This is a genomic window from Bradyrhizobium sp. USDA 4486, from assembly GCF_054057995.1.
On the sequence record NZ_JBSRZV010000001.1, the window covers coordinates 4227948 to 4245829 of the forward strand.

19 protein-coding genes are annotated in these 17882 nt (G+C 66.1%); 12 read left to right on the top strand and 7 right to left on the bottom strand.

The features are described 5' to 3' along the window. Nucleotides 1–124: 124 nt before the first annotated feature. Both ACVWY3_RS20560 and ACVWY3_RS20565 read left to right on the top strand, forming a co-directional pair. Complete coding sequence (locus ACVWY3_RS20560) at nt 125–1054, top strand: glycine reductase (protein WP_456840101.1); 930 nt, start codon at nt 125–127, stop codon at nt 1052–1054. 36 nt (nt 1055–1090) lie between these two features. Continuing rightward, nucleotides 1091–2284 carry a CaiB/BaiF CoA transferase family protein gene (locus tag ACVWY3_RS20565; protein ID WP_456840102.1) on the top strand — a complete coding sequence of 398 codons (1194 nt, stop codon included), beginning with the start codon at nt 1091–1093 and terminating at the stop codon, nt 2282–2284. 87 nt (nt 2285–2371) lie between these two features. Here ACVWY3_RS20565 and ACVWY3_RS20570 read toward each other — a convergent pair whose 3' ends face one another. Beyond that, nucleotides 2372–3130 (bottom strand): SOS response-associated peptidase, encoded by a 759-nt coding sequence (locus tag ACVWY3_RS20570; protein ID WP_456840103.1) that lies wholly within the window; start codon nt 3128–3130, stop codon nt 2372–2374. 61 nt (nt 3131–3191) lie between these two features. Here ACVWY3_RS20570 and ACVWY3_RS20575 point away from each other — a divergent pair, with 61 nt between their 5' ends. The 4 genes from ACVWY3_RS20575 (at nt 3192) to ACVWY3_RS20590 (ending at nt 5028) form a co-directional block, all read left to right on the top strand. Beyond that, nucleotides 3192–3692 carry a hypothetical protein gene (locus tag ACVWY3_RS20575; protein WP_456840104.1) on the top strand — a complete coding sequence of 167 codons (501 nt, stop codon included), beginning with the start codon at nt 3192–3194 and terminating at the stop codon, nt 3690–3692. Between the two features lie 18 nt (nt 3693–3710). Continuing rightward, entirely contained in the window at nt 3711–4145 is a 435-nt protein-coding gene (locus ACVWY3_RS20580; RefSeq protein WP_456840105.1) for an NUDIX hydrolase, read from the top strand. A gap of 46 nt (nt 4146–4191) precedes the next feature. Further along, nucleotides 4192–4569, top strand: a complete 378-nt coding sequence (locus ACVWY3_RS20585; protein WP_456840106.1) for a TIGR02301 family protein — start codon at nt 4192–4194, stop codon at nt 4567–4569. A gap of 192 nt (nt 4570–4761) precedes the next feature. Then, nucleotides 4762–5028: a hypothetical protein gene (locus ACVWY3_RS20590; protein WP_235539844.1), complete on the top strand. Its 267-nt coding sequence runs from the start codon at nt 4762–4764 to the stop codon at nt 5026–5028. Between the two features lie 4 nt (nt 5029–5032). Here ACVWY3_RS20590 and ACVWY3_RS20595 read toward each other — a convergent pair whose 3' ends face one another. The 5 genes from ACVWY3_RS20595 to ACVWY3_RS20615 form a co-directional block, all read right to left on the bottom strand. Next, nucleotides 5033–5353, bottom strand: coding sequence for a cupredoxin domain-containing protein (locus ACVWY3_RS20595; RefSeq protein ID WP_456840107.1), 321 nt, complete (start codon nt 5351–5353; stop codon nt 5033–5035). Between the two features lie 11 nt (nt 5354–5364). Then, the gene (locus ACVWY3_RS20600) at nt 5365–5898 is read right to left on the bottom strand and encodes a DUF4142 domain-containing protein (protein ID WP_456840108.1); all 534 of its coding nucleotides are present in this window, start codon (nt 5896–5898) and stop codon (nt 5365–5367) included. A gap of 91 nt (nt 5899–5989) precedes the next feature. Beyond that, entirely contained in the window at nt 5990–6679 is a 690-nt protein-coding gene (locus tag ACVWY3_RS20605) for an RNA polymerase sigma factor (RefSeq protein WP_456840109.1), read from the bottom strand. Nucleotides 6680–6805: 126 nt separating this feature from the next. Continuing rightward, on the bottom strand, nt 6806–7675 hold the full coding sequence (locus tag ACVWY3_RS20610) for a sulfurtransferase (protein ID WP_456840110.1): 870 nt from the start codon (nt 7673–7675) through the stop codon (nt 6806–6808). A 72-nt stretch (nt 7676–7747) separates the two neighbouring features. Next, nucleotides 7748–9082: a dihydroorotase gene (locus ACVWY3_RS20615; protein WP_456840111.1), complete on the bottom strand. Its 1335-nt coding sequence runs from the start codon at nt 9080–9082 to the stop codon at nt 7748–7750. A gap of 96 nt (nt 9083–9178) precedes the next feature. On the opposite strand from ACVWY3_RS20615, the gene ygfZ reads away from it, so the two are divergent. From ygfZ to ACVWY3_RS20645, 6 genes are all read left to right on the top strand, one after another. Beyond that, the gene (ygfZ, locus tag ACVWY3_RS20620) at nt 9179–10054 is read left to right on the top strand and encodes a CAF17-like 4Fe-4S cluster assembly/insertion protein YgfZ (protein WP_456840112.1); all 876 of its coding nucleotides are present in this window, start codon (nt 9179–9181) and stop codon (nt 10052–10054) included. Then, nucleotides 10051–10677: a DNA-3-methyladenine glycosylase I gene (locus tag ACVWY3_RS20625; protein ID WP_456840113.1), complete on the top strand. Its 627-nt coding sequence runs from the start codon at nt 10051–10053 to the stop codon at nt 10675–10677. Before ygfZ ends, ACVWY3_RS20625 begins: the two co-directional genes overlap by 4 nt. Beyond that, nucleotides 10674–11288 (top strand): YfbR-like 5'-deoxynucleotidase, encoded by a 615-nt coding sequence (locus ACVWY3_RS20630; protein WP_456840114.1) that lies wholly within the window; start codon nt 10674–10676, stop codon nt 11286–11288. Before ACVWY3_RS20625 ends, ACVWY3_RS20630 begins: the two co-directional genes overlap by 4 nt. A gap of 145 nt (nt 11289–11433) precedes the next feature. Further along, complete coding sequence (locus tag ACVWY3_RS20635) at nt 11434–11940, top strand: tyrosine phosphatase family protein (protein ID WP_456840115.1); 507 nt, start codon at nt 11434–11436, stop codon at nt 11938–11940. A 259-nt stretch (nt 11941–12199) separates the two neighbouring features. Continuing rightward, complete coding sequence (locus ACVWY3_RS20640) at nt 12200–13168, top strand: NUDIX hydrolase (RefSeq protein ID WP_456840116.1); 969 nt, start codon at nt 12200–12202, stop codon at nt 13166–13168. 39 nt (nt 13169–13207) lie between these two features. Next, nucleotides 13208–15904: a DUF2339 domain-containing protein gene (locus ACVWY3_RS20645; protein ID WP_456840117.1), complete on the top strand. Its 2697-nt coding sequence runs from the start codon at nt 13208–13210 to the stop codon at nt 15902–15904. Nucleotides 15905–15963: 59 nt separating this feature from the next. Here the strand turns inward: ACVWY3_RS20645 and ACVWY3_RS20650 are convergent, their stop codons facing one another. Further along, the gene (locus ACVWY3_RS20650) at nt 15964–17652 is read right to left on the bottom strand and encodes a methyl-accepting chemotaxis protein (protein ID WP_456840118.1); all 1689 of its coding nucleotides are present in this window, start codon (nt 17650–17652) and stop codon (nt 15964–15966) included. Nucleotides 17653–17882 lie beyond the last annotated feature (230 nt).

Genomic DNA, 17882 nt, shown 5'->3' on the forward strand with positions numbered 1-17882 from the left:
AAGTGACACAGTGCGCGCGGCTTCATCGTCGGCTGCAATTCTGACCTGCGCCGCCCTGCTCCCCGTTGAGCAACCGCAAAACTATCTCTAGTCTGGCCTCAACCAAGAACCAGGAGACGCGCCCATGTCCGCTCCGCGCGACGACGAATTCGGCTTTGCGCCCGACTATGATTCCCCCGTCCCTTATATGCGGCGCACGCGGGATTATTACGCGGCGATCGGCTACACCACGCCGTATCGCTGGGCGCATTACACCGAGGCGCCGTTCCGGCCGCTGAAAAAGCCGCTGGCGCAATCGCTTGTGACCATCATCACGACGGCGGCGCCGTACGATCCTGACAAGGGCGACCAGGGTCCGGGCGCGGCGTATAATGGCAGCGCGAAGTTCTACCAGGTCTATGACGGCGACACCTCGAAGCAGCACGACCTGCGCATCTCGCATATCGGCTACGACCGCAAGCACACCTCGGCCACCGACAGCGGCACCTGGTTTCCGCTGCCGCAGCTGTTGAAGGCGAGCGCGGCGGGACGGATCGGCGAAGTCGCCCCGCGCTTCTTCGGCGCGCCGACCAACCGCAGCCATCGCGTCACGATCGACACCGACGCGCCGGAGATTCTTTCGCGCTGCCTGGCCGACAAGGTCGACGTCGCGGTGCTGGTCCCGAACTGCCCGGTCTGCCACCAGACCACCGCGCTGGTGGCGCGGCACCTGGAGCGGAACGGCATTTCGACGGTGATCATGGGCTGCGCCAAGGACATCATCGAGCACGCCGCCGTGCCGCGCTTTTTGTTCAGCGACTTCCCGCTCGGCAATTCCGCCGGCAAGCCGCATGACGTCGCCTCCCAGGCGCAGACCCTGGAGCTGGCCTTGAGGTTGCTGGAGACCGCGAGCGGGCCGCAGACCACGATGCAGTCGCCGCTGCGCTGGAGCGAGGATGCCTCCTGGAAGCTCGACTACAACAATGTCGCGCAGCTTTCGCCGGAAGAGCTCGCCCGCCGCCGCGCCGAATTCGACAAGCAGAAGGAGATCGCGCGCGGCAACCGCGCCGCCTGACATCCTCCGATAACGATAAGCAATGGGGAGAGCGACGTGACGCGACCGTTCGAGGGCGTGAAGATCCTGGACTTCACGCAAGTGCTGGCCGGCCCCTATGCGAGCTACCAGCTCGCGCTGCTGGGGGCCGACGTCATCAAGGTCGAGCGGCGCGAGGGCGAGGACATGCGCCGCACGCCGCTGTCCCGCGAATGGGCCGAGCGCGGGCTGGCTCCGGCGTTCCAGGCCATCAACGGCAACAAGCGCAGCCTGACGCTCGACCTGCAAAAGCCCGATGCGATCGCGATCGTGAAGAAACTTGCGGCAACGGTCGATGTGGTCATGGAGAATTTCCGCCCCGGCGTGATGGACAAGCTTGGCATCGGATATGAGGCGCTGTCGGCGATCAATCCCAAGCTGATTTATTGCGCGGTGTCAGGCTTCGGCCAGACCGGGCCGGATCGTTTGCGGCCCGGCTATGACGGCAAGATGCAGGCGCTGTCGGGCATCATGGCGATCACCGGCCATCCCGAGACCGGGCCGACGCGCGCGGGCTTTGCGGTATGCGACGTGCTCTCGGGCGCGACCGCCGCGTTCGGCGTGTCGAGCGCGCTGTACCAGCGCGACCGCACCGGCAAGGGCCAGCTCATTGACGTCTCCATGCTGGAGGCGACGATGGCGTTCCTCTCGGGCCAGATCGCTGACTGGTCGGTCGCCGGTCATCGCCAGCAGCTGTCGGGCAACCAGGCGGTCAGCCGCAAGACCACCGCGAACCTGTTCAAGGCCGGTGACGGCTACATCCTGCTCGCCGTCAACAACGAGAAGCAGTACCGCGCGCTGATGTCCACGCTCGGCCGTGAGGATACGCTCTCCGATCCGCGGTTTGCCGACTGGTTCTCGCGCAACGAGAACGAGCCGGCCCTGCGTGCCATCATCGAGGAGGCGCTCGCGAAACGGCCGGCACGCGAATGGGAGACGATCCTGGAGGACGCCGGCGCGCCCTGCGCCAGCATCTGGAAGGTGGAGGAGGTCATCGACCATCCGCAAATCAAGGCGCGCGGCGCCATCCAGGAGCTGGATACGCCCTACGGCCGTCTGCGCTTCGCCGGCAGCGGATTCAAGCTCGCGCATGGCGGCGGACGGCTGGACCGGATGGCGCCGGAATTAGGAGCGGATACGGACGCGGTGCTGGGCGAGCTGGGCTTCGATGCGGCGGAGATCGCGGCGCTCAGGGCGCGGGAGATTGTGTGAGGACGCAGCCACAAACTCCAAACTGTCGTTCCGGACAAGCACAAGCGCAGATCCGGGACGACAGCGGAGTGAAGGGCGCCAGCTTGGCTAGAACAACGACCCCTGCCCGTCATCGGCCGAGCTCGCCGCAACTTTCCGCGCCACTCTCTTCGGCTTCGGCGCTTCCGCCTCCATCTCCTCCGCACTGATCGGCAACAGCAACTGCTCGTCGTCATTGGCGACGCGGTTGACGCGGGTCGAGACCGGGTGCCAGGCGAATTCGCCGATGCGTGGCGCCCTCATCAGCGGCAACACGTGATCGACCTCGTCGCCGCGGATCTCGAGCCAGCGCTCGAAATCGCGCGGGCTGATGGTGACCGGCACGCGATCATGCAGCGCGGCGAGATCCTCGCCCGCCGCAGCGGTGATGATCGCGACCGTGTCGAGCTCCTCGCCGTTCGGTCCGATCCAGGTTTCGAACACCGCGGCAAAGCCGAGCGGCTCGCGGTCGGCGCGGTGGATGAAGAAGGGCTGCTTGCGGCCCTCGATGGTTTTCCACTCGTAATAGCCGTCGGCCGGGATCAGCCCGCGCCGGCGGCGAATCGCGTGTCTGAACGCGGGCTTCTCCAGCACCGTCTCCGAGCGGGCGTTGATCAGGAGCGTAAATCCGCGGGGATCCTTGACCCAGCTCGGCAGCAGGCCCCAACGCATCAGGCGGAAATGGCGCGCGCCGTTCTCGATCAAAACGACCGGAATCGGTTGTGTCGGAGCGACATTGTACCGGGGCGGGAAATTCGGCTGCTCGATATAGCCGAACAGTTGCCGTAAAGCCGCGGGGGCTGAAGTTATGACGAAGCGTCCACACATCCTTGGGCCAATATAGGGTCCGTTGAGGTCCTTTTAACCCCGAACGTTAACACTGCGGCCGATGAGCTCAATGGCCTCCCAACCCGCGCGGACGCATGTACAGACGGGCCCCGAGGCCGAGGCCTGGGCCGAACGGCTGCGCGTGGCCAACATCAACCCGCGGACCGGGCTTGCCACCGACTATCTCAACCATTTCAATGAAGCCGTGATGCTGCTGGAAATGGTCCCCGACATGCCCGAATGCGCGGAAGATTTTCTGACCTGGTCGCCGCTGTCCTATGCCGAGCATTTCACGGCGTCGAATTTCAAGGCACGTGATCTCGCCATCGAGGCCTACGAGAAAGCCGATCCGAATGTGCGCGCCCAGTTCGACCACATCACCGACACCATGACATCGATTCTGACCGCGGTTGGCTCGGCCATGCGCGAGGTCGAGAAGGATTCGACTCGCGTCCGCCTCGCCGAGCAGGCCACTCTCTGGGTCAAGCCGCTGATCGCGGCCTGCGGCGGCATCATCAATGGCGGCGCGGAAGCCGACGTCGACACCATCATGGCCAACTGAGCCAGGGTCTCCAAGAAAATGTCGGCGGTCGTCCAGCCCACCCATCCCCAGATCGCGGTCAGTGCCGCGATCTTTCGCAACAGCAAGGTGCTGCTGACTCGCCGTGCCCGCTCACCCGCCAAAGGCTTCTATTCGCTCCCGGGCGGCCGCGTCGAGTTCGGCGAATCGCTGCACCAGGCGCTCAAGCGCGAGGTCGACGAAGAGACCGGCCTTTCCATCGAGATCGTCGGCCTTGCCGGCTGGCGCGAGGTGCTGCCGTCCGCGCCCGGCGCCGGCCATTACCTGATCATGTCCTTTGCCGCCCGCTGGGTGGCCAGGGAACCGGCGCTCAACGACGAGCTCGACGATTACCGCTGGATCGCCCCGGATGCGCTCGCGAGCCTCGGCGAGGTCAAGCTGACCGGGGGACTGGAGGACGTCATCCAGTCCGCTGCGCGCTTGATTGGCGCCTGACCATCCCGCCTTGCGCCCGCCGTCCCGAGGGGGCATACACGCGGCGATGTCCACGCGATCTCTGGCCATTTTTGCCCTGCTTCTCGCCTGCGCCTCCGTGCCCGCGAGGGCCCAGGACGTGGCGGCGCCGTTTGACGCCGATTTGCAGCGGCTGGCCGAGATCCTGGGCGGCCTGCACTATCTGCGCGGCATCTGCGGATCCAACGAGGGCAACAAATGGCGCAGCGAGATGCAGGCGCTGATCGATGCCGAAACCCCCTCTGGCGAGCGCCGCACCCGCATGATCGCCGGCTTCAACCGCGGCTATAACGGCTTCCAGCAGACCTACCGCAGCTGCACGCCGGCGGCCACGGTCGCGATCCGCCGCTATATCGAGGAAGGCTCGAGAATCTCGCGCGATCTCACCGCGCGTTACGCGAACTGAAACTCTCTCCTCGTCATTCCGGGGTTCGCGACTTCGTCGCGCCCCGGACTGACAGTGACGGGAACCCTGTCATCGACTTTGTTCACAGCCGTTAACCGTTCTTAAAGATGTGCTCTAGCGGTCGTTAACGCCCGTGCTACACCTCTCGCACAGCGCATCGCCGTGGATCGCGCCCAGTCCTGACCGAGTTTCATGAGCCAGCCGATTTCCTACGCCCCCGCCCGCGCGCCGCTGCCCGATCACGAGCAGAAGCAGGCCGCCTTGAGCTATCTCAACGAGGCCTGGGCCGAGGCGCGTCATGACGGCGTCGATGGCGATTGCCTGGCGCAGGCGAGCCTTTTCGCCGCCTTCGCCGAGCTGGTCGGCACCTATGGCGAGGACGCGGTGGCGAAATTCGTCGAGGGTCTTCCTGGCCGGGTGCGCAACGGCGAATTCTCGGTCGGCGTCTCAAGGCAGTAAGCGCTTACGGCTCGATCTTGAGCGTCGCTTTCATGTTGGGATGATAGCGGCAGTAGTACTCGACCGTTCCCGATTTCTTCAGAACGAATGAGGCAGACTTCTTCGGCGGCAGCGCCACGTCAAAATCGCCGTTCTTCGCCGTGGCGGTGTGGGCGAAGACGTCCTTGTTGATCCAATTGATGGTGTCGCCGACCTTCGCCGACACCTCAGCCGGTGAGATCACGAGATTCTCCATCGTGATCTCGATGGTCGCGGCGTGTGCCGGGACGACCATCGGCATGAAGATGGCCGCAAGCGTGATCGCTGCGAGGCGTCCCGGCTTCATCTCACACCCTCCTACTTCAGCTCGGATGCGACGTGCTCGGCGTGCTGCTGATGGCCCTGAAAGATCTTCAGACCGGTCTGCAGCAGGCTTTTCAGCTCGGCATTGCTCGCCGACGGAATCAGCTGGGTCTCGAGCGCGCCATTGACCGTCTTGTGATAGGCGACCTCATTGGCGACATAGGCCTTGTCGAAGGCCGCGCCGCTCAGCTTGTCGAGCTCGGCCAGCTTGTCGCTCGCCTGCTTCGACAACGCCTTGCTGGTGTCGTTGTCCTCAGGGGTCACGTTGAGCTTCTTGACCAGCGCCAGCGCCTGCTTGTTGACCGCCTCGTGGTCGCGCAGCATGTCGTCGGCAAACGCCTTGACGTCCTTGTTCTTGGCCTTCTTCTGCGCCTGCTTGGCAGCGTTGATGTCGATCACGCCGGCGGTGTAGGCGATGTGCGCGATCTGCGGATCGCTGAGCTTGTCGGCAGCGTGCGCGCCTTGCAGCAGCACGGGGCTGAACAACAGAATGGCTGCGGCGGTCGCCGCGCTCCAACGAACGGACATGGCTTGACACTCCTGTGCTGCCGGACGTTTTGCCGGCGCGTTGCTTCACAGGAATTGGATGGACGTCTCGCGCAAACGTTCCCGAAAATCTTCAGCCGCCGATGCCGAGCCGCTTCAGCACGGCCTCCGTCAGCCGTTCGCAGCGCCAGCCGGCGAACGGGAAGGCGTCCATCATCACCGGGCCGATCTCCTTCTCGACGTTCTCGCGCAGCATGGCGCGGGCGCGGTGCAGCCGCGTCTTCACGGTTTCGGGCTTGACGCCGAGCAGATCGGCGGTCTCCTCGATGTTCATGCCCTCCATGACCCGCGCGACGAACACCATGCGGAAGACATCCGGCAACTCGTCGATGGCGCGTTCGACGACGCGCTGGATTTCACGTTGGGCCATGGTCCTTTCCGGATCGCCTGCGGGAGAAACGGGAAATTTGATGATCTGCGCCTCGAGCGCCTCTTCGGGCACCGCGCCGAGCTCGACATGCGGCCTGGCGCTGCGCGCCCGGCCAAGCGCCTCGTTGATGGCGATGCGCGACAGCCAGGTCGACAGCCCGGACTCGCCGCGGAAGCCCTCGAGATGGGTGAAGGCACGGACATAGGTCTCCTGCACCACGTCCTCAGCTTCGCTGTCGCTGCGCAGGATGCCGCGCGCGAGGCGGTAGAGCCTGCGGTTGTTGGCCTGCATGATCTCGCGCAGCGCGGCCTCGTCGCGGCCCCGGGCCCGGTCAATCAGCTCGGCTTCCGATGTCCTGAGACCGGCGGAGAGGCCGGCTGCGGTCCGTTGCATGGCGGTCACCTGCTTGTTTTGCGTCATTCCGGACGTTGGATGCGGGCCAAGGGAAAAGGTTCCCAGTTTTCTCGTCCGGCCCTTACCCTCGCCTGGAAGGACCTGGAGCGGAGGGTAAGAAAGGTCCTAATCCGTCTCGATCGGGAGCGAGGGGTCCCTCGCCCATTCGCCCATGGAGGCGTCGTACAGCGCCAGCTTGTCGTAGCCGAGCTGCGTCAGCATCAGCAGGTCGATCGTCGCCGAGATGCCTCCGCCGCAATATACGATCGCATTCTTGTCGCGCGTGACGCCTTGGGCCGCGAATTTCGCTTCGGCATCGGCCAGCGTTGTCAGCGTCTTGTCGGCGTTGGCGAGCGTCGCGGCGGGAACGTTGACGCTGCCAGGTACGCGGCCGGGCCGGCCGTAGCGGCTCGGCTCCAAGCCCTGGTGAAACTGTGGTCCGAGCGCATTGACGATCACGGTCGAGGGATCGCCGATCCGCGCCTTCACGACATTCTTGTCGACGAAGAAGCCCGCGCGCGGCGAAGCCTTGAAGGTCGTCGCCGGATAACCCTTCGGTGCGCCTGTTTCGATCGGCCGCCCCTCTTCCTTCCATTTGTCGAGGCCGCCGTCGAGCACGCGGGCATCGACGCCGAGCGAGCGCAGCATCCACCAGAACCGCGTCGACCACATCATGGTGCCGATGCTGTAGAGAACGACGGTTTTGGATGCATCAAGGCCGTGGCGGCCGAAGGCGGCTTCCAGCTGGGGCACATCAGCCATCATGAAGAACTGCTGCGCGGAGGTGTCTGAGAATTCGCCTTGCAGGTCGAGGAAATCGGCGCCAGGGATGTGGCCGGCCGCGAAGGTCTTGTCGCCGGGCACCGCGCGATACGGCACGTCGCTGCCCGGCGGGACAGGCTCGTTGTAGGTCGTGCAGTCGTAGAGGCGCAGATTGGGATCACCGAGGATGGCGGCAAGTTGCTCGGTGGTGATGAGGGGCGTCGGTTGGGACATTGCTCTCTCCCAATTTGCGCTCGGGCTTCCTGGCACTCTGTCATTGCCCGCGAAGTGTCTAGTCCGCGCCGCCTACTGCTTCAGCGTCTCCAGAAACCGCACCGGCTCTCCTTGCGAGGCCGTCACCAGCTCGCCCTGCCACATCACGCGGCGGCCGCGGATGAAGGTGCCGACGGGCCAGCCCGTCACACGCACACAGTCATACGGCGTCCAGCCGGCTTTCGACGCCACCCATTTGTTGGTGATGGTCTCGCTGCGCTTCAAATCGACCACCGTGAAGTCGGCATCATAGCCGGCGGCGATGCGGCCCTTGCAGGCCATGTTGTAGAGGCGCGCGGGGCCGGCGCTGGTGAGATCGACGAATCTTGCCAGCGACAGGCGGCCGGCATTGACGTGGTCGAGCATCAGCGGCACCAGCGTCTGCACGCCGGTCATGCCGGAAGGCGACGCCGGATAGGTCTTCTGCTTCTCTTCCAGAGTATGCGGGGCATGGTCGGAGCCGAGCACGTCGATGATGCCCTGCTCGATGCCGCGCCAGATGCCGGCGCGGTGATCGGCGCCGCGCACCGGCGGGTTCATCTGCGCGAGCGTGCCGAGCCGCTCGTAGCATTCGGGCGCGACCAGCGTCAGATGATGCGGCGTCGCCTCGCAGGATGCGACATCCTTGTGGTCGCGCAGGAATTCGATCTCTTCCTTGGTCGAGATGTGCAGCACGTGGATGCGTTTTCCTGTTTCGTGCGCGAGCTTGACCAGGCGCTGTGTCGCCATCAGCGCCGCGGTCTCGTCGCGCCAGACCGGATGCGAGCGCGGATCGCCCTCGATGCGCAGCGATTTCCGATCGTTGAGGCGGTACTCGTCCTCGGCGTGGAAGGCGGCGCGGCGGCGGATCACCTGGAAGATGCGGCGCAGGCTTTCGTCGTCCTCGACCAGCAGCGCGCCGGTCGAGGAGCCGATGAACACTTTCACGCCGGCGCAGCCCGGCGCGCGCTCCAGCACCGGCAGGTCCTGCACGTTCTCGCGGGTGCCGCCGATGAAGAAGGCGAAATCGCAATGCATGCGGTGATGGGCGCGCTTCACCTTGTCGGTGAAGGTGGCTTCCGTCACCGTGAGCGGCGCCGTGTTCGGCATCTCGAACACGGCGGTGACGCCGCCCATCACGGCGCTGCGCGAGCCGGTCTCGAGGTCTTCCTTGTGCTCCAGCCCGGGCTCGCGGAAATGCACCTGCGTGTCCATCACGCCGGGCAGGATGTGCAGGCCCTTGCAGTCGATCACCTCGGCGGCGGAGCCTTGCGACAGCGCCCCCAGCGCGGCGACGCGACCGCCCGTGATGCCGATATCGCGAACACCCTCGCCGTCCTGGTTGACGACGGTGCCGCCCCTCAAGATCACATCGAAACGCTGGGTCATGGGGCCTCTCTCATCCCCAAGCGCAGGGCTCGAGGTCTTGTCGTTTATGCCTTGCGGGCTTACGTTCCGGAGCAACATGTCGCAAGAGATTTTCGCATGAGATCAGCGTTTCTTCCCGACCGGGGCGTGGTCAAGGTCGCGGGCGAGGATGCGCGCAACTTCCTCAACGGCCTCATCACCACCGACGTCGACAGGCTCAAGCCGGGCCTGGGGCGATTCGGCGCGCTGCTGACGCCGCAGGGCAAGATCATCGTGGACTTCCTGATCACGGAGGTGCCCGCGGGCCATGGCGGCGGGTTCCTGATCGACTGCCCGAAGCCGCTGGCCGAGGGACTCGCCACCAAGCTGAAATTCTACAAGCTGCGCGCCAAGGTCACGGTGGAAATCCTCGATCTCGGCGTGCTCGCGGCCTGGGGCGGTCAGCCTGCGGCGCAGCCGGACCTCGCCTTTGCCGATCCGCGCAATGCCGAGCTCGGCATCCGCATCCTGATCCCCGAGGATCTCAAGCAGAAATTGTCGGACCTGATCGGCGCCGAGCTTGTCGACGCCGCCAAATATGAAGCGCACCGCATTGCGCTTGGGGTGCCGCGCGGCGGGCTCGATTTCATGTACAGCGACGCGTTCCCGCACGAGACCAACATGGACCGCCTCGCCGGCGTCGACTTCGACAAGGGCTGCTATGTCGGCCAGGAGGTCGTCTCGCGCATGCAGCATCGCGGCACCGCGCGAACCCGCAGCGTCAAGGTGCTGCTCGACGACCTCTCGCCGGAGGTCGGTGTCAGCGTCATGGCCGGCGACAAGCAAGTCGGCACCATGGGCTCGTCGGCGCAAGGCAAGGGCATTGCGCTGGTGCGCATCGACCGCGTCGCCGATGCACTCGATGCCGGGCAGCCGCTCACCGCCGGCGGCCTGCCCCTGACCCTCGCCGAACCCGACGCCGTGCGTATTCCAGCCAAGCAGCCCACCGCATGAGCCGAGCCCCCCGCCTGCATCCCGACGGAAAGACCCGCTGCCCCTGGCCCGGCGAGGATCCGCTCTATGTCGCCTATCACGACACCGAATGGGGCGTGCCGGAATATGACGACCGCGCGCTCTACGAGAAGCTGATCCTCGACGGCTTTCAGGCCGGCCTCTCCTGGATCACGATCCTGCGCAAGCGCGACAATTTCCGCAGAGCCTTCGACGACTTCCAGCCGGAAAAGATCGCGCGCTACAACGAGAAGAAGGTTCACGCGCTGATGAACGATATTGGCATCGTGCGCAACCGCGCCAAGATCGAGGGCACGATTTTGAGCGCGAAGTCATACCTCGACATCATGGAGAAGGGCCCCGGCTTCTCAAAGCTGTTGTGGGACTTCATGGACGGGCGGCCCAAGGTCAACCATTTCAAGACCACCGCGAGCGTGCCGGCCTCGACGCCGTTGTCGGTGCAGATCTCGAAGGAGCTGTCCTCGCGCGGCTTCAAGTTCGTCGGCCCGACCATCGTCTATGCCTTCATGCAGGCGACCGGCATGGTCAACGACCATCTCGTCGACTGCCATTGCCACGCGACTTGCGGCAAGACGCAGCGCAAGCCGCGCCTCAAGGCCAAATGACCGGGAAGAAGACGGCGCGCGATGCGCAATGCCGCGCCTGGCAGCGCATGCTGTCGGGCCGCCGGCTCGACCTGCTCGATCCCTCGCCGCTCGACGTCGAGATCGCCGACATCGCGCATGGGCTGGCGCGGGTTGCGCGCTGGAACGGGCAGACGACGGGCGCGCACATCTTCTCGGTCGCGCAGCATACGTTGCTGGTGGAGACGGTGATGCGGCACGAGATGCCGAACGTTGACCAGCGCATGCGGCTCGCCGCACTGCTGCACGATGCGCCCGAATACGTGATCGGCGACATGATCTCGCCGTTCAAGGCCGTGCTCGATGGCCATTACAAGGCAGTGGAGAAGCGCCTGCTCGGCGCCATCCACATCCGCTTCGGCCTGCCGCCGGTGCTACCCGACGAAATCACGCAGGCGATCAAGGCCGCCGATCGCGGCGCGGCGTATCTCGAGGCGACCGAGCTCGCCGGCTTCAGCGAAAGCGAGGCCAAGCGCCTGTTCGGCAAGGATCCGGGCCTGTCCGACAGTGTCCGGCGCGACTATCTCACGCCGTGGACCGCGGCACGGGCGGAGAAGCAGTTTCTGGAGCGGTTTGGCGCGGTGTTTGCGTAGCATCATCCCTTCGTAGGGTGGGCAAAGCGAAGCGTGCCCACCAAACTGGGCGAGATGCGCGCGGTGCGAAATGGTGGGCACGGCGCGATGCGCCTTTGCCCACCCCACGAGCGCTCGCTATAATCAGCGGCAAAAAAGGTCCGCCATGATCCACGTCTGTTCCCTCGCCGCGCTTCCCGAAACTGTCCGCCTCACCAAGGCCAGCCATGTGCTGACGGTGATGGCCAATGTCGAGCAGGTCGCGCGTCCCGTGTCGGTGCTGCCGGCCAACCATCTCAAGGTGTCGATGGACGACATCACCGAGGAGATGGACGGTTTCGTCGCGCCGTCGGAGGCGCATATCGAGCAGGTGCTGAACTTCGTGCGTGGCTGGGACCGCAGTGCGCCGCTGGTAGTGCATTGCTATGCCGGCATCAGCCGCTCCACTGCGAGCGCATTCGCCGCCGTGTGCGCGCTCAATCCGGAGCGCGACGAGATCGAGATCGCCAGGAAAATCCGTGCGGCCTCGCCAATCGCCTCCCCGAACCGCCGCATCGTCAGCCTTGCCGACCGCGCGCTCGGGCGCAACGGCCGCATGCTGCGCGCGCTCGACGAGATGGGCCCCGGCGCCATGATGGTCGAAGGCCGCCCCTTCGCGATCGAGCTCGAATGAGCGTTGTGGTCCGCAACTCAGGTGCGCCCCCTCTCCCGCTTGCGGGAGCGGGTGTCTCCGCAACGGGACAATCCCCTAGAGGAGTAAGCCCTCACCCGGCGCTACGCCATAGCCGAGGCTTTGCCTCGGCGTGTCTAATTACGGCCGCCGAGGGCGGCCTGCGCCTCTGCCGCAAGCGGGAGACGTTACAGCGAGCCCGCGGTGATGCTGCCAAAATCAACCGGCATATCTTTCTCTCAACACCCGCGATCATCATCGCATGAGCGACAAGCTGCTGACGCCGATCGAGATCGGGTTGACCGCGGCGATCGTTGCGATCGCGGAGCACGAGCCGCTGGTGCTCACCGCGCGCGGCAGCGACGGGCTGGCCGGACTGCCGTTCGGCCCGTTCGACGCGCTCAGCCATCGCACCTTCGAGATCGGCCTGCGTGCCTGGGTCGAGGAACAGGCGGCCTTGAGGCTCGGCTATGTCGAGCAGCTCTACACCTTCGGCGATCGCGGCCGTCACGCGGAGGCCGGCGACACTGGCGCGCATATGGTGTCGATCGGCTATCTCGCGCTGACGCGCGCGGTGGACGGCGAGCTCGCCGCAACCGGGGCGAGCTTCGAGCCCTGGTATCGCTTCTTCCCCTGGGAAGACTGGCGCGAGCAGCCGCCTGCGATCATCGCCCGCGACATCATCCCGGCGCTCACCAAATGGGCCGAGGAGGAGACGCCGGAGACCACACGCGCACTGCCGCGAAAGGATCGCGTGCGGTTCTATTTCGGCCTTGACGGCGCGCCGTGGGACGAGGAGCGCGTGCTCGACCGCTACGAGCTGCTCTACGAGGCCGGCCTGATCGAGGAGGCGCGGCGCGACGGCCGCCCTGCGGCATTAGCGCGCAAGGCGCTGCCTGCGCTCGGCATCTCCATGCGCTTCGACCACCGCCGGATTCTCGCCACGGCAATCGCGCGGCTGCGCGCAAAACTGAAGTATCGCCCTGTGGTGTTTGAACTTTTACCCGCCGAGTTCACACTTACGGAATTGCAGCATACGGTGGAGGCGATCTCCGGCCGGCATCTGCACAAGCAGAATTTCCGCCGCCTGGTCGAAACCGAAGCCCTGGTCGAACCGACCGGCGTGATGTCGACACAGACCGGCGGACGGCCGGCGGCGCTCTACCGCTTCCGCCGCGAGGTGCTCCAGGAGCGGCCCGCGCCAGGCTTGCGCGTACGCTCCCGGCGCTAGAGCATTGCGTGATCTGCGCGCCGGTTGCCTGGAGGCTTCATGTTCGACGGCCCGTTTGACGTCTTCGCGCTGATCATTGCGATCATCGCCTTCCTGATCGCGATCAAGGCTTCCAGCCAGGCGGCCGAGCTGCGCCGCCGGCTGAGCTCGCTCGAAGCGATGTTTTATGCGCAGCGGCAGGTGCAGCCGCCGCCGCTGCCGCCGACCCAGGTGCAGCCCGAGGCGCCGGCGACGGCTGCTGCCGCCGAGCCGCCGCCGCTCGCGCCGGAGGCCGAGACCGCGGCGCCTCCGCTCGTCACTGAAGAGGCCTCACAGCCGCCGATTGAAGCGAGCACCGCAGCCGATGCAGCGCCGCCGCCTTTGCCCGCGCCGGCGCCCGGCTTCGAGGAGCGGCTCGGCACGCGCTGGGTGGTGTGGATCGGCGGCCTTGCGCTCGCGCTCGGCGGCTTCTTCATGGTGCGCTATTCGATCGAGGCCGGCCTCGTCGGCCCCGGCGTGCGCGTCTTCCTCGGCGGCCTGTTCGCAGCCGCGCTGCTCGGCGCCGGCGAATGGACGCGGCGCAAGGAGAGCATCTCCAACATCGCGGCGCTGCCGATCGCCAACATCCCCGCCATTCTCACCGCCGCCGGAACGGCGGTGGCGTTCGCGACCATCTATGCGGCCTACGCGCTCTACGGCTTCCTCGTGCCCGCCACGGCCTTCGTGCTGCTCGGCATCGTTGCGATGGGCACGCTCGCTGCGGCACTGCTGCATGGCCCTGCACTCGCCGGCCTGGGCGTTGTCGGCGCATTCGCGACGCCGATCCTCGTCTCCAGCGGCAAGCCGGACTATTGGGCGCTCTACATCTATCTCGCGATCGTCACCGCCGCGAGCTTTGGTCTCGCCCGCATCCGGCTGTGGCGCTGGCTCGCAGTGACCAGCATCGTTTTCGCCGTGCTGTGGGTCTTCCCGGGGCTCGACACCAGCGATTTGCAGGTCGCGCCGCACGCCTTCCACGTCATCGCCGGCTTCGTGCTCGCCGCACTGCTCGTGGTCTGCGGCTTCATGTTCGGCCCGGCCATCGAGGACGGCGAGATCGAGCCGGTGTCGTCGAGCTCGCTCGGCGCCTATCTGTTCGGCGCGATGCTGATCGTGCTGTCGAGCGCGCATGCGGATCTGGCGCTGACCGCCTTCACGCTGCTCGTGGGCGGAACGCTGTTCGTCGCCTGGCCGGCGCCGGCGGCGACCGGCGCGCTCGGCGCAGCCGCTGCAACGGTCTTCATCGTGTTCGCCGAATGGGCGGTGCGCGCCAATCCCGACATGCTGGTGCTGCCGGGCGGCCCGATGCCCGGCGTCGGGCCGGTCGCGACCGACAGCTCGGTGACGCTGCATCTGGTGATGGCCGCGATCTTCGCCAGCGGCTTCGGCGTCGCGGGCTTCCTCGCGCAAGGCCGCTCGAATTCGGCGATCGTTCCGGTGGTGTGGTCGGCGGCCGGCGTCGCCACGCCGATCGCCATCCTGGTTGCGCTCTATGCGCGCATCGCCCATCTCGACCGCTCCATCCCGTTCGCGATCCTCGCGGTGCTGCTCGCCGCGGCCTTCGCCGCTGCGACCGAAGCGCTGATGCGTCGCGAAGAGCGACCGGGCGTGGCAGCCTCGATCGCATTGTTCGCGACCGGCACGCTCGGCGCGCTGGCGCTGGCGCTGACCTTCGCACTGGAGAAGGGCTGGCTCACCATTGCACTCGCACTGATGTCACTCGGGACCGCCTGGATCTCGTTGCAGCGGCCAATTCCGGTGCTGCGCCGGCTAGCTGCGATCGTCACCGCACGCATCGGTTATGATCCGCGCATCGTCGGCGATGTCGTCGGCACGACGCCGATCTTCAACTGGCTGCTCTGGGGTTACGGCCTGCCGGCGGCCTCGTTCTGGGGCGCGAGCATGTTCCTGCGCCGCCGCGGCGATGACGCCCCGCTGCGCGTGGTCGAAGCGGCTGCGATCCTGTTCACCGCGCTGCTCGCCTTCATGGAGATCCGGCACCTTGCGACCGGCGGCGACATGATCTCGCCGCCGTCATTGCTCGAATTCGCGCTGCAGGTCTGCGTCGCACTTGCGATGGCGATCGGGTTGGAGCGCCTGCGGCTGCGCAGCCGCAGCATCGTGCACAATGTCGGCGCGGTCGTGCTTACCGTGATCGCCGGCCTCATCAGCGTGTTCGGTCTCTTCATCCTGGAGAACCCGCTGATCTGGCGCGTCGATGTCGGCGGCGCCGTGTTCAACCTACTGCTGCTCGGCTACGCGCTGCCTGCGATCTTGATGCTGCTGCTCTCTTATGCCGTGGTCGGCGCGCGCGGCAAGGTCTACGCCAACACCATCGCAGGCGGCGCGCTGGTGTTCGCGCTCGCCTACGTCACGCTGGAGATCCGCCGCTTCTATCACGGCCCGATCCTCTCCACGGGGTCTACGACGGGCGCGGAGCAATACACCTACTCGATCGGCTGGCTCGGCTTCGGCGTGGTGCTGCTCGGCGTCGGCGTTCTCGTCAATTCGGAGCGCGCCCGCCTGGCGTCGGCCGTCGTGATCGCGCTGACGATCCTGAAGGCCTTCGTCATCGACGTGTCGACGCTGACGGGCATCTACCGCGCGCTGTCGTTCATGTGCCTCGGCATCGTGCTGGTCGCGATCGGCTGGCTGTACCAGCGCATCCTGTTCCGGCGGCAGGTCGCACCGCCGCCGGCTCCGCAGACGAGCAGCTAGAGCGTGGGACGAGGTACTTCACCTCTGCCCAGCGGGGAGAGGCGAACTAAGAGCGAGCGCTAGGCCGCGCGGACCGATTCCAGGAACTGCGCGACCTCGACCTTAAGGCGCGTGCTGTCGGTCGCGAGCGATTTCGCCGCCGACAGCACCTCGACCGAGGCCTCGCCGGTCTCGATCGCGCCGCGCTGCACGTCGGTGATGTTCGAGGAGACCTCCTGCGTGCCGACCGAGGCCTGCTGCACGTTGCGCGAGATCTCCTGCGTGGCCGCGCCCTGCTCTTCGACGGCGGCAGCGATCGCAGCTGACACTTCGGACAGCCGCTCGATGGTGCCGCCGATCTCCTGGATGGCGGTGACGGATTCCTGCGTCGCGGCCTGGATGCCCGAGACCTGCGCGCCGATTTCGCCGGTGGCCTTCGCGGTCTGCTCGGCCAGCGCCTTGACCTCGGAGGCGACGACGGCAAAGCCGCGGCCGGCTTCGCCGGCGCGCGCGGCCTCGATGGTGGCGTTCAGCGCCAGCAGATTGGTCTGTCCCGCGATGGTGTTGATCAGCTCGACTACGTCGCCAATGCGGGAGGCCGCCTGCGACAGCGCGTTGACGCGCTCGTTGGTGCGCGCAGCCTGCTCGACCGCTTCCGCCGCCATCCGCGCCGAATCCTGCACGCGCCGGCTGATTTCGGTGATAGACGACGACAGCTCTTCCGAGGCGGAGGCCACCGCCTGGACATTGGTGGAGGCTTCCTCGGAGGCGGCGGCAACCACGGTTGCCAGCTCCTGCCCGCGTTGTGCGGTGCTGGTCAGGGTTGACGCCGACGCCTCGAGCTCGGTCGAGGCAGAGGAGACCGTGCCGACGACCTCGCCGATCATGGCCTCGAACCTGCGGGTGATGGCGTCGACCCGGCGGCCGCGCTCGATCTTGGCTTCGGCGTCGAGCCTGGCAGCTTCGTCGGCGGCCTTCTTGGCGATCAGGGCTTCCTTGAAGATCTGGAGCGCATCCGCCATCGAGCCGATCTCGGTCTTCTCACCGCGATGCGGCACCTCGGCCGAAAGATCGCCCTCGCCGAGCGACTGCATCGGCTTAATGATCGAGGCGATGCCACGCGACACATCGCGCACCAGATAATAGGCGGCGCTGATCGCGATCACGACCGAGAGCACGATGATGGCGACCAGCACGCGGAAGATCGTGGCGTAGCTGTCGGCCGCCTGCTTGGTCTCCAGCTCGGCGCCGCGATTGTTCATTTCGATGCCCTTCTGGAGCAGCGGGTCGGCCGCCTGCGCCATCTTGGCGACCTTGGTCTGAAGCATCTCGTTGGCTTCAGTCGGGAACTTGCCGACGCTCTTGCGCGACAGCGCCATCACATCCTGCACGCCGTTCAGATACTCGCCCCAGGCCGTGGTCCATTGCTGATAGAGCGAGCGCTCTTCCGACGAGGTGATCAGGGGCTCGTAGACCTTGCGGGTCTGCTCGATGCGGTCGCGCAGCGAGGCGAGGCGCTTCTCGGCCGCCTCCTTGCCCTCGGCGCTCTCCTGCATCAGGTGCAGCCGCAGCGCGACGCGCAGCTCGTTGATGTCGGCGCGGAGCGAGCCGAGCGCGCGCACGCTCGGCAGCCAGCTTTCGGCGATCTCGACGGTATGGGCGTTGATGTTCTGCATCGTGCCGATCGCCGTCACGCCGACGCCGGCGAGCGAGAGCACGAGGACCGAGAGCACGGTCAGAAGCTTGAAGACGATCGACAACTTCGACATCACGACATCCCGCTGATACCTGGCAACGCACACTTACCCACGCCGCAATCGCCGCAACGGACGACAGGGCCGGCTTCATGCAACGATGCTGGCTGGTTCTTATCCGGTAAGATTGCTCCGATAATTGCAAACAGGCGTTAACAGGAACCTACGTGAAACTATCGAAGCAAGGATGACCGCCGCTATTTTCATTGCAACCATGCATTGCAGCGCGACAGGCATCGCTTAAC

Coding starts and splice junctions, on each gene's coding strand:
- ACVWY3_RS20560 (WP_456840101.1), top strand. CDS start 125: ATGTCCGCTCCGCGCGACGACGAATTCGGCTTTGCGCCCGACTATGAT.
- ACVWY3_RS20570 (WP_456840103.1), bottom strand. CDS start 3,130: ATGTGTGGACGCTTCGTCATAACTTCAGCCCCCGCGGCTTTACGGCAA.
- ACVWY3_RS20575 (WP_456840104.1), top strand. CDS start 3,192: ATGAGCTCAATGGCCTCCCAACCCGCGCGGACGCATGTACAGACGGGC.
- ACVWY3_RS20580 (WP_456840105.1), top strand. CDS start 3,711: ATGTCGGCGGTCGTCCAGCCCACCCATCCCCAGATCGCGGTCAGTGCC.
- ACVWY3_RS20585 (WP_456840106.1), top strand. CDS start 4,192: ATGTCCACGCGATCTCTGGCCATTTTTGCCCTGCTTCTCGCCTGCGCC.
- ACVWY3_RS20590 (WP_235539844.1), top strand. CDS start 4,762: ATGAGCCAGCCGATTTCCTACGCCCCCGCCCGCGCGCCGCTGCCCGAT.
- ACVWY3_RS20595 (WP_456840107.1), bottom strand. CDS start 5,353: ATGAAGCCGGGACGCCTCGCAGCGATCACGCTTGCGGCCATCTTCATG.
- ACVWY3_RS20600 (WP_456840108.1), bottom strand. CDS start 5,898: ATGTCCGTTCGTTGGAGCGCGGCGACCGCCGCAGCCATTCTGTTGTTC.
- ACVWY3_RS20605 (WP_456840109.1), bottom strand. CDS start 6,679: ATGCAACGGACCGCAGCCGGCCTCTCCGCCGGTCTCAGGACATCGGAA.
- ACVWY3_RS20610 (WP_456840110.1), bottom strand. CDS start 7,675: ATGTCCCAACCGACGCCCCTCATCACCACCGAGCAACTTGCCGCCATC.
- ACVWY3_RS20615 (WP_456840111.1), bottom strand. CDS start 9,082: ATGACCCAGCGTTTCGATGTGATCTTGAGGGGCGGCACCGTCGTCAAC.
- ygfZ (WP_456840112.1), top strand. CDS start 9,179: ATGAGATCAGCGTTTCTTCCCGACCGGGGCGTGGTCAAGGTCGCGGGC.
- ACVWY3_RS20625 (WP_456840113.1), top strand. CDS start 10,051: ATGAGCCGAGCCCCCCGCCTGCATCCCGACGGAAAGACCCGCTGCCCC.
- ACVWY3_RS20630 (WP_456840114.1), top strand. CDS start 10,674: ATGACCGGGAAGAAGACGGCGCGCGATGCGCAATGCCGCGCCTGGCAG.
- ACVWY3_RS20635 (WP_456840115.1), top strand. CDS start 11,434: ATGATCCACGTCTGTTCCCTCGCCGCGCTTCCCGAAACTGTCCGCCTC.
- ACVWY3_RS20640 (WP_456840116.1), top strand. CDS start 12,200: ATGAGCGACAAGCTGCTGACGCCGATCGAGATCGGGTTGACCGCGGCG.
- ACVWY3_RS20645 (WP_456840117.1), top strand. CDS start 13,208: ATGTTCGACGGCCCGTTTGACGTCTTCGCGCTGATCATTGCGATCATC.
- ACVWY3_RS20650 (WP_456840118.1), bottom strand. CDS start 17,652: ATGTCGAAGTTGTCGATCGTCTTCAAGCTTCTGACCGTGCTCTCGGTC.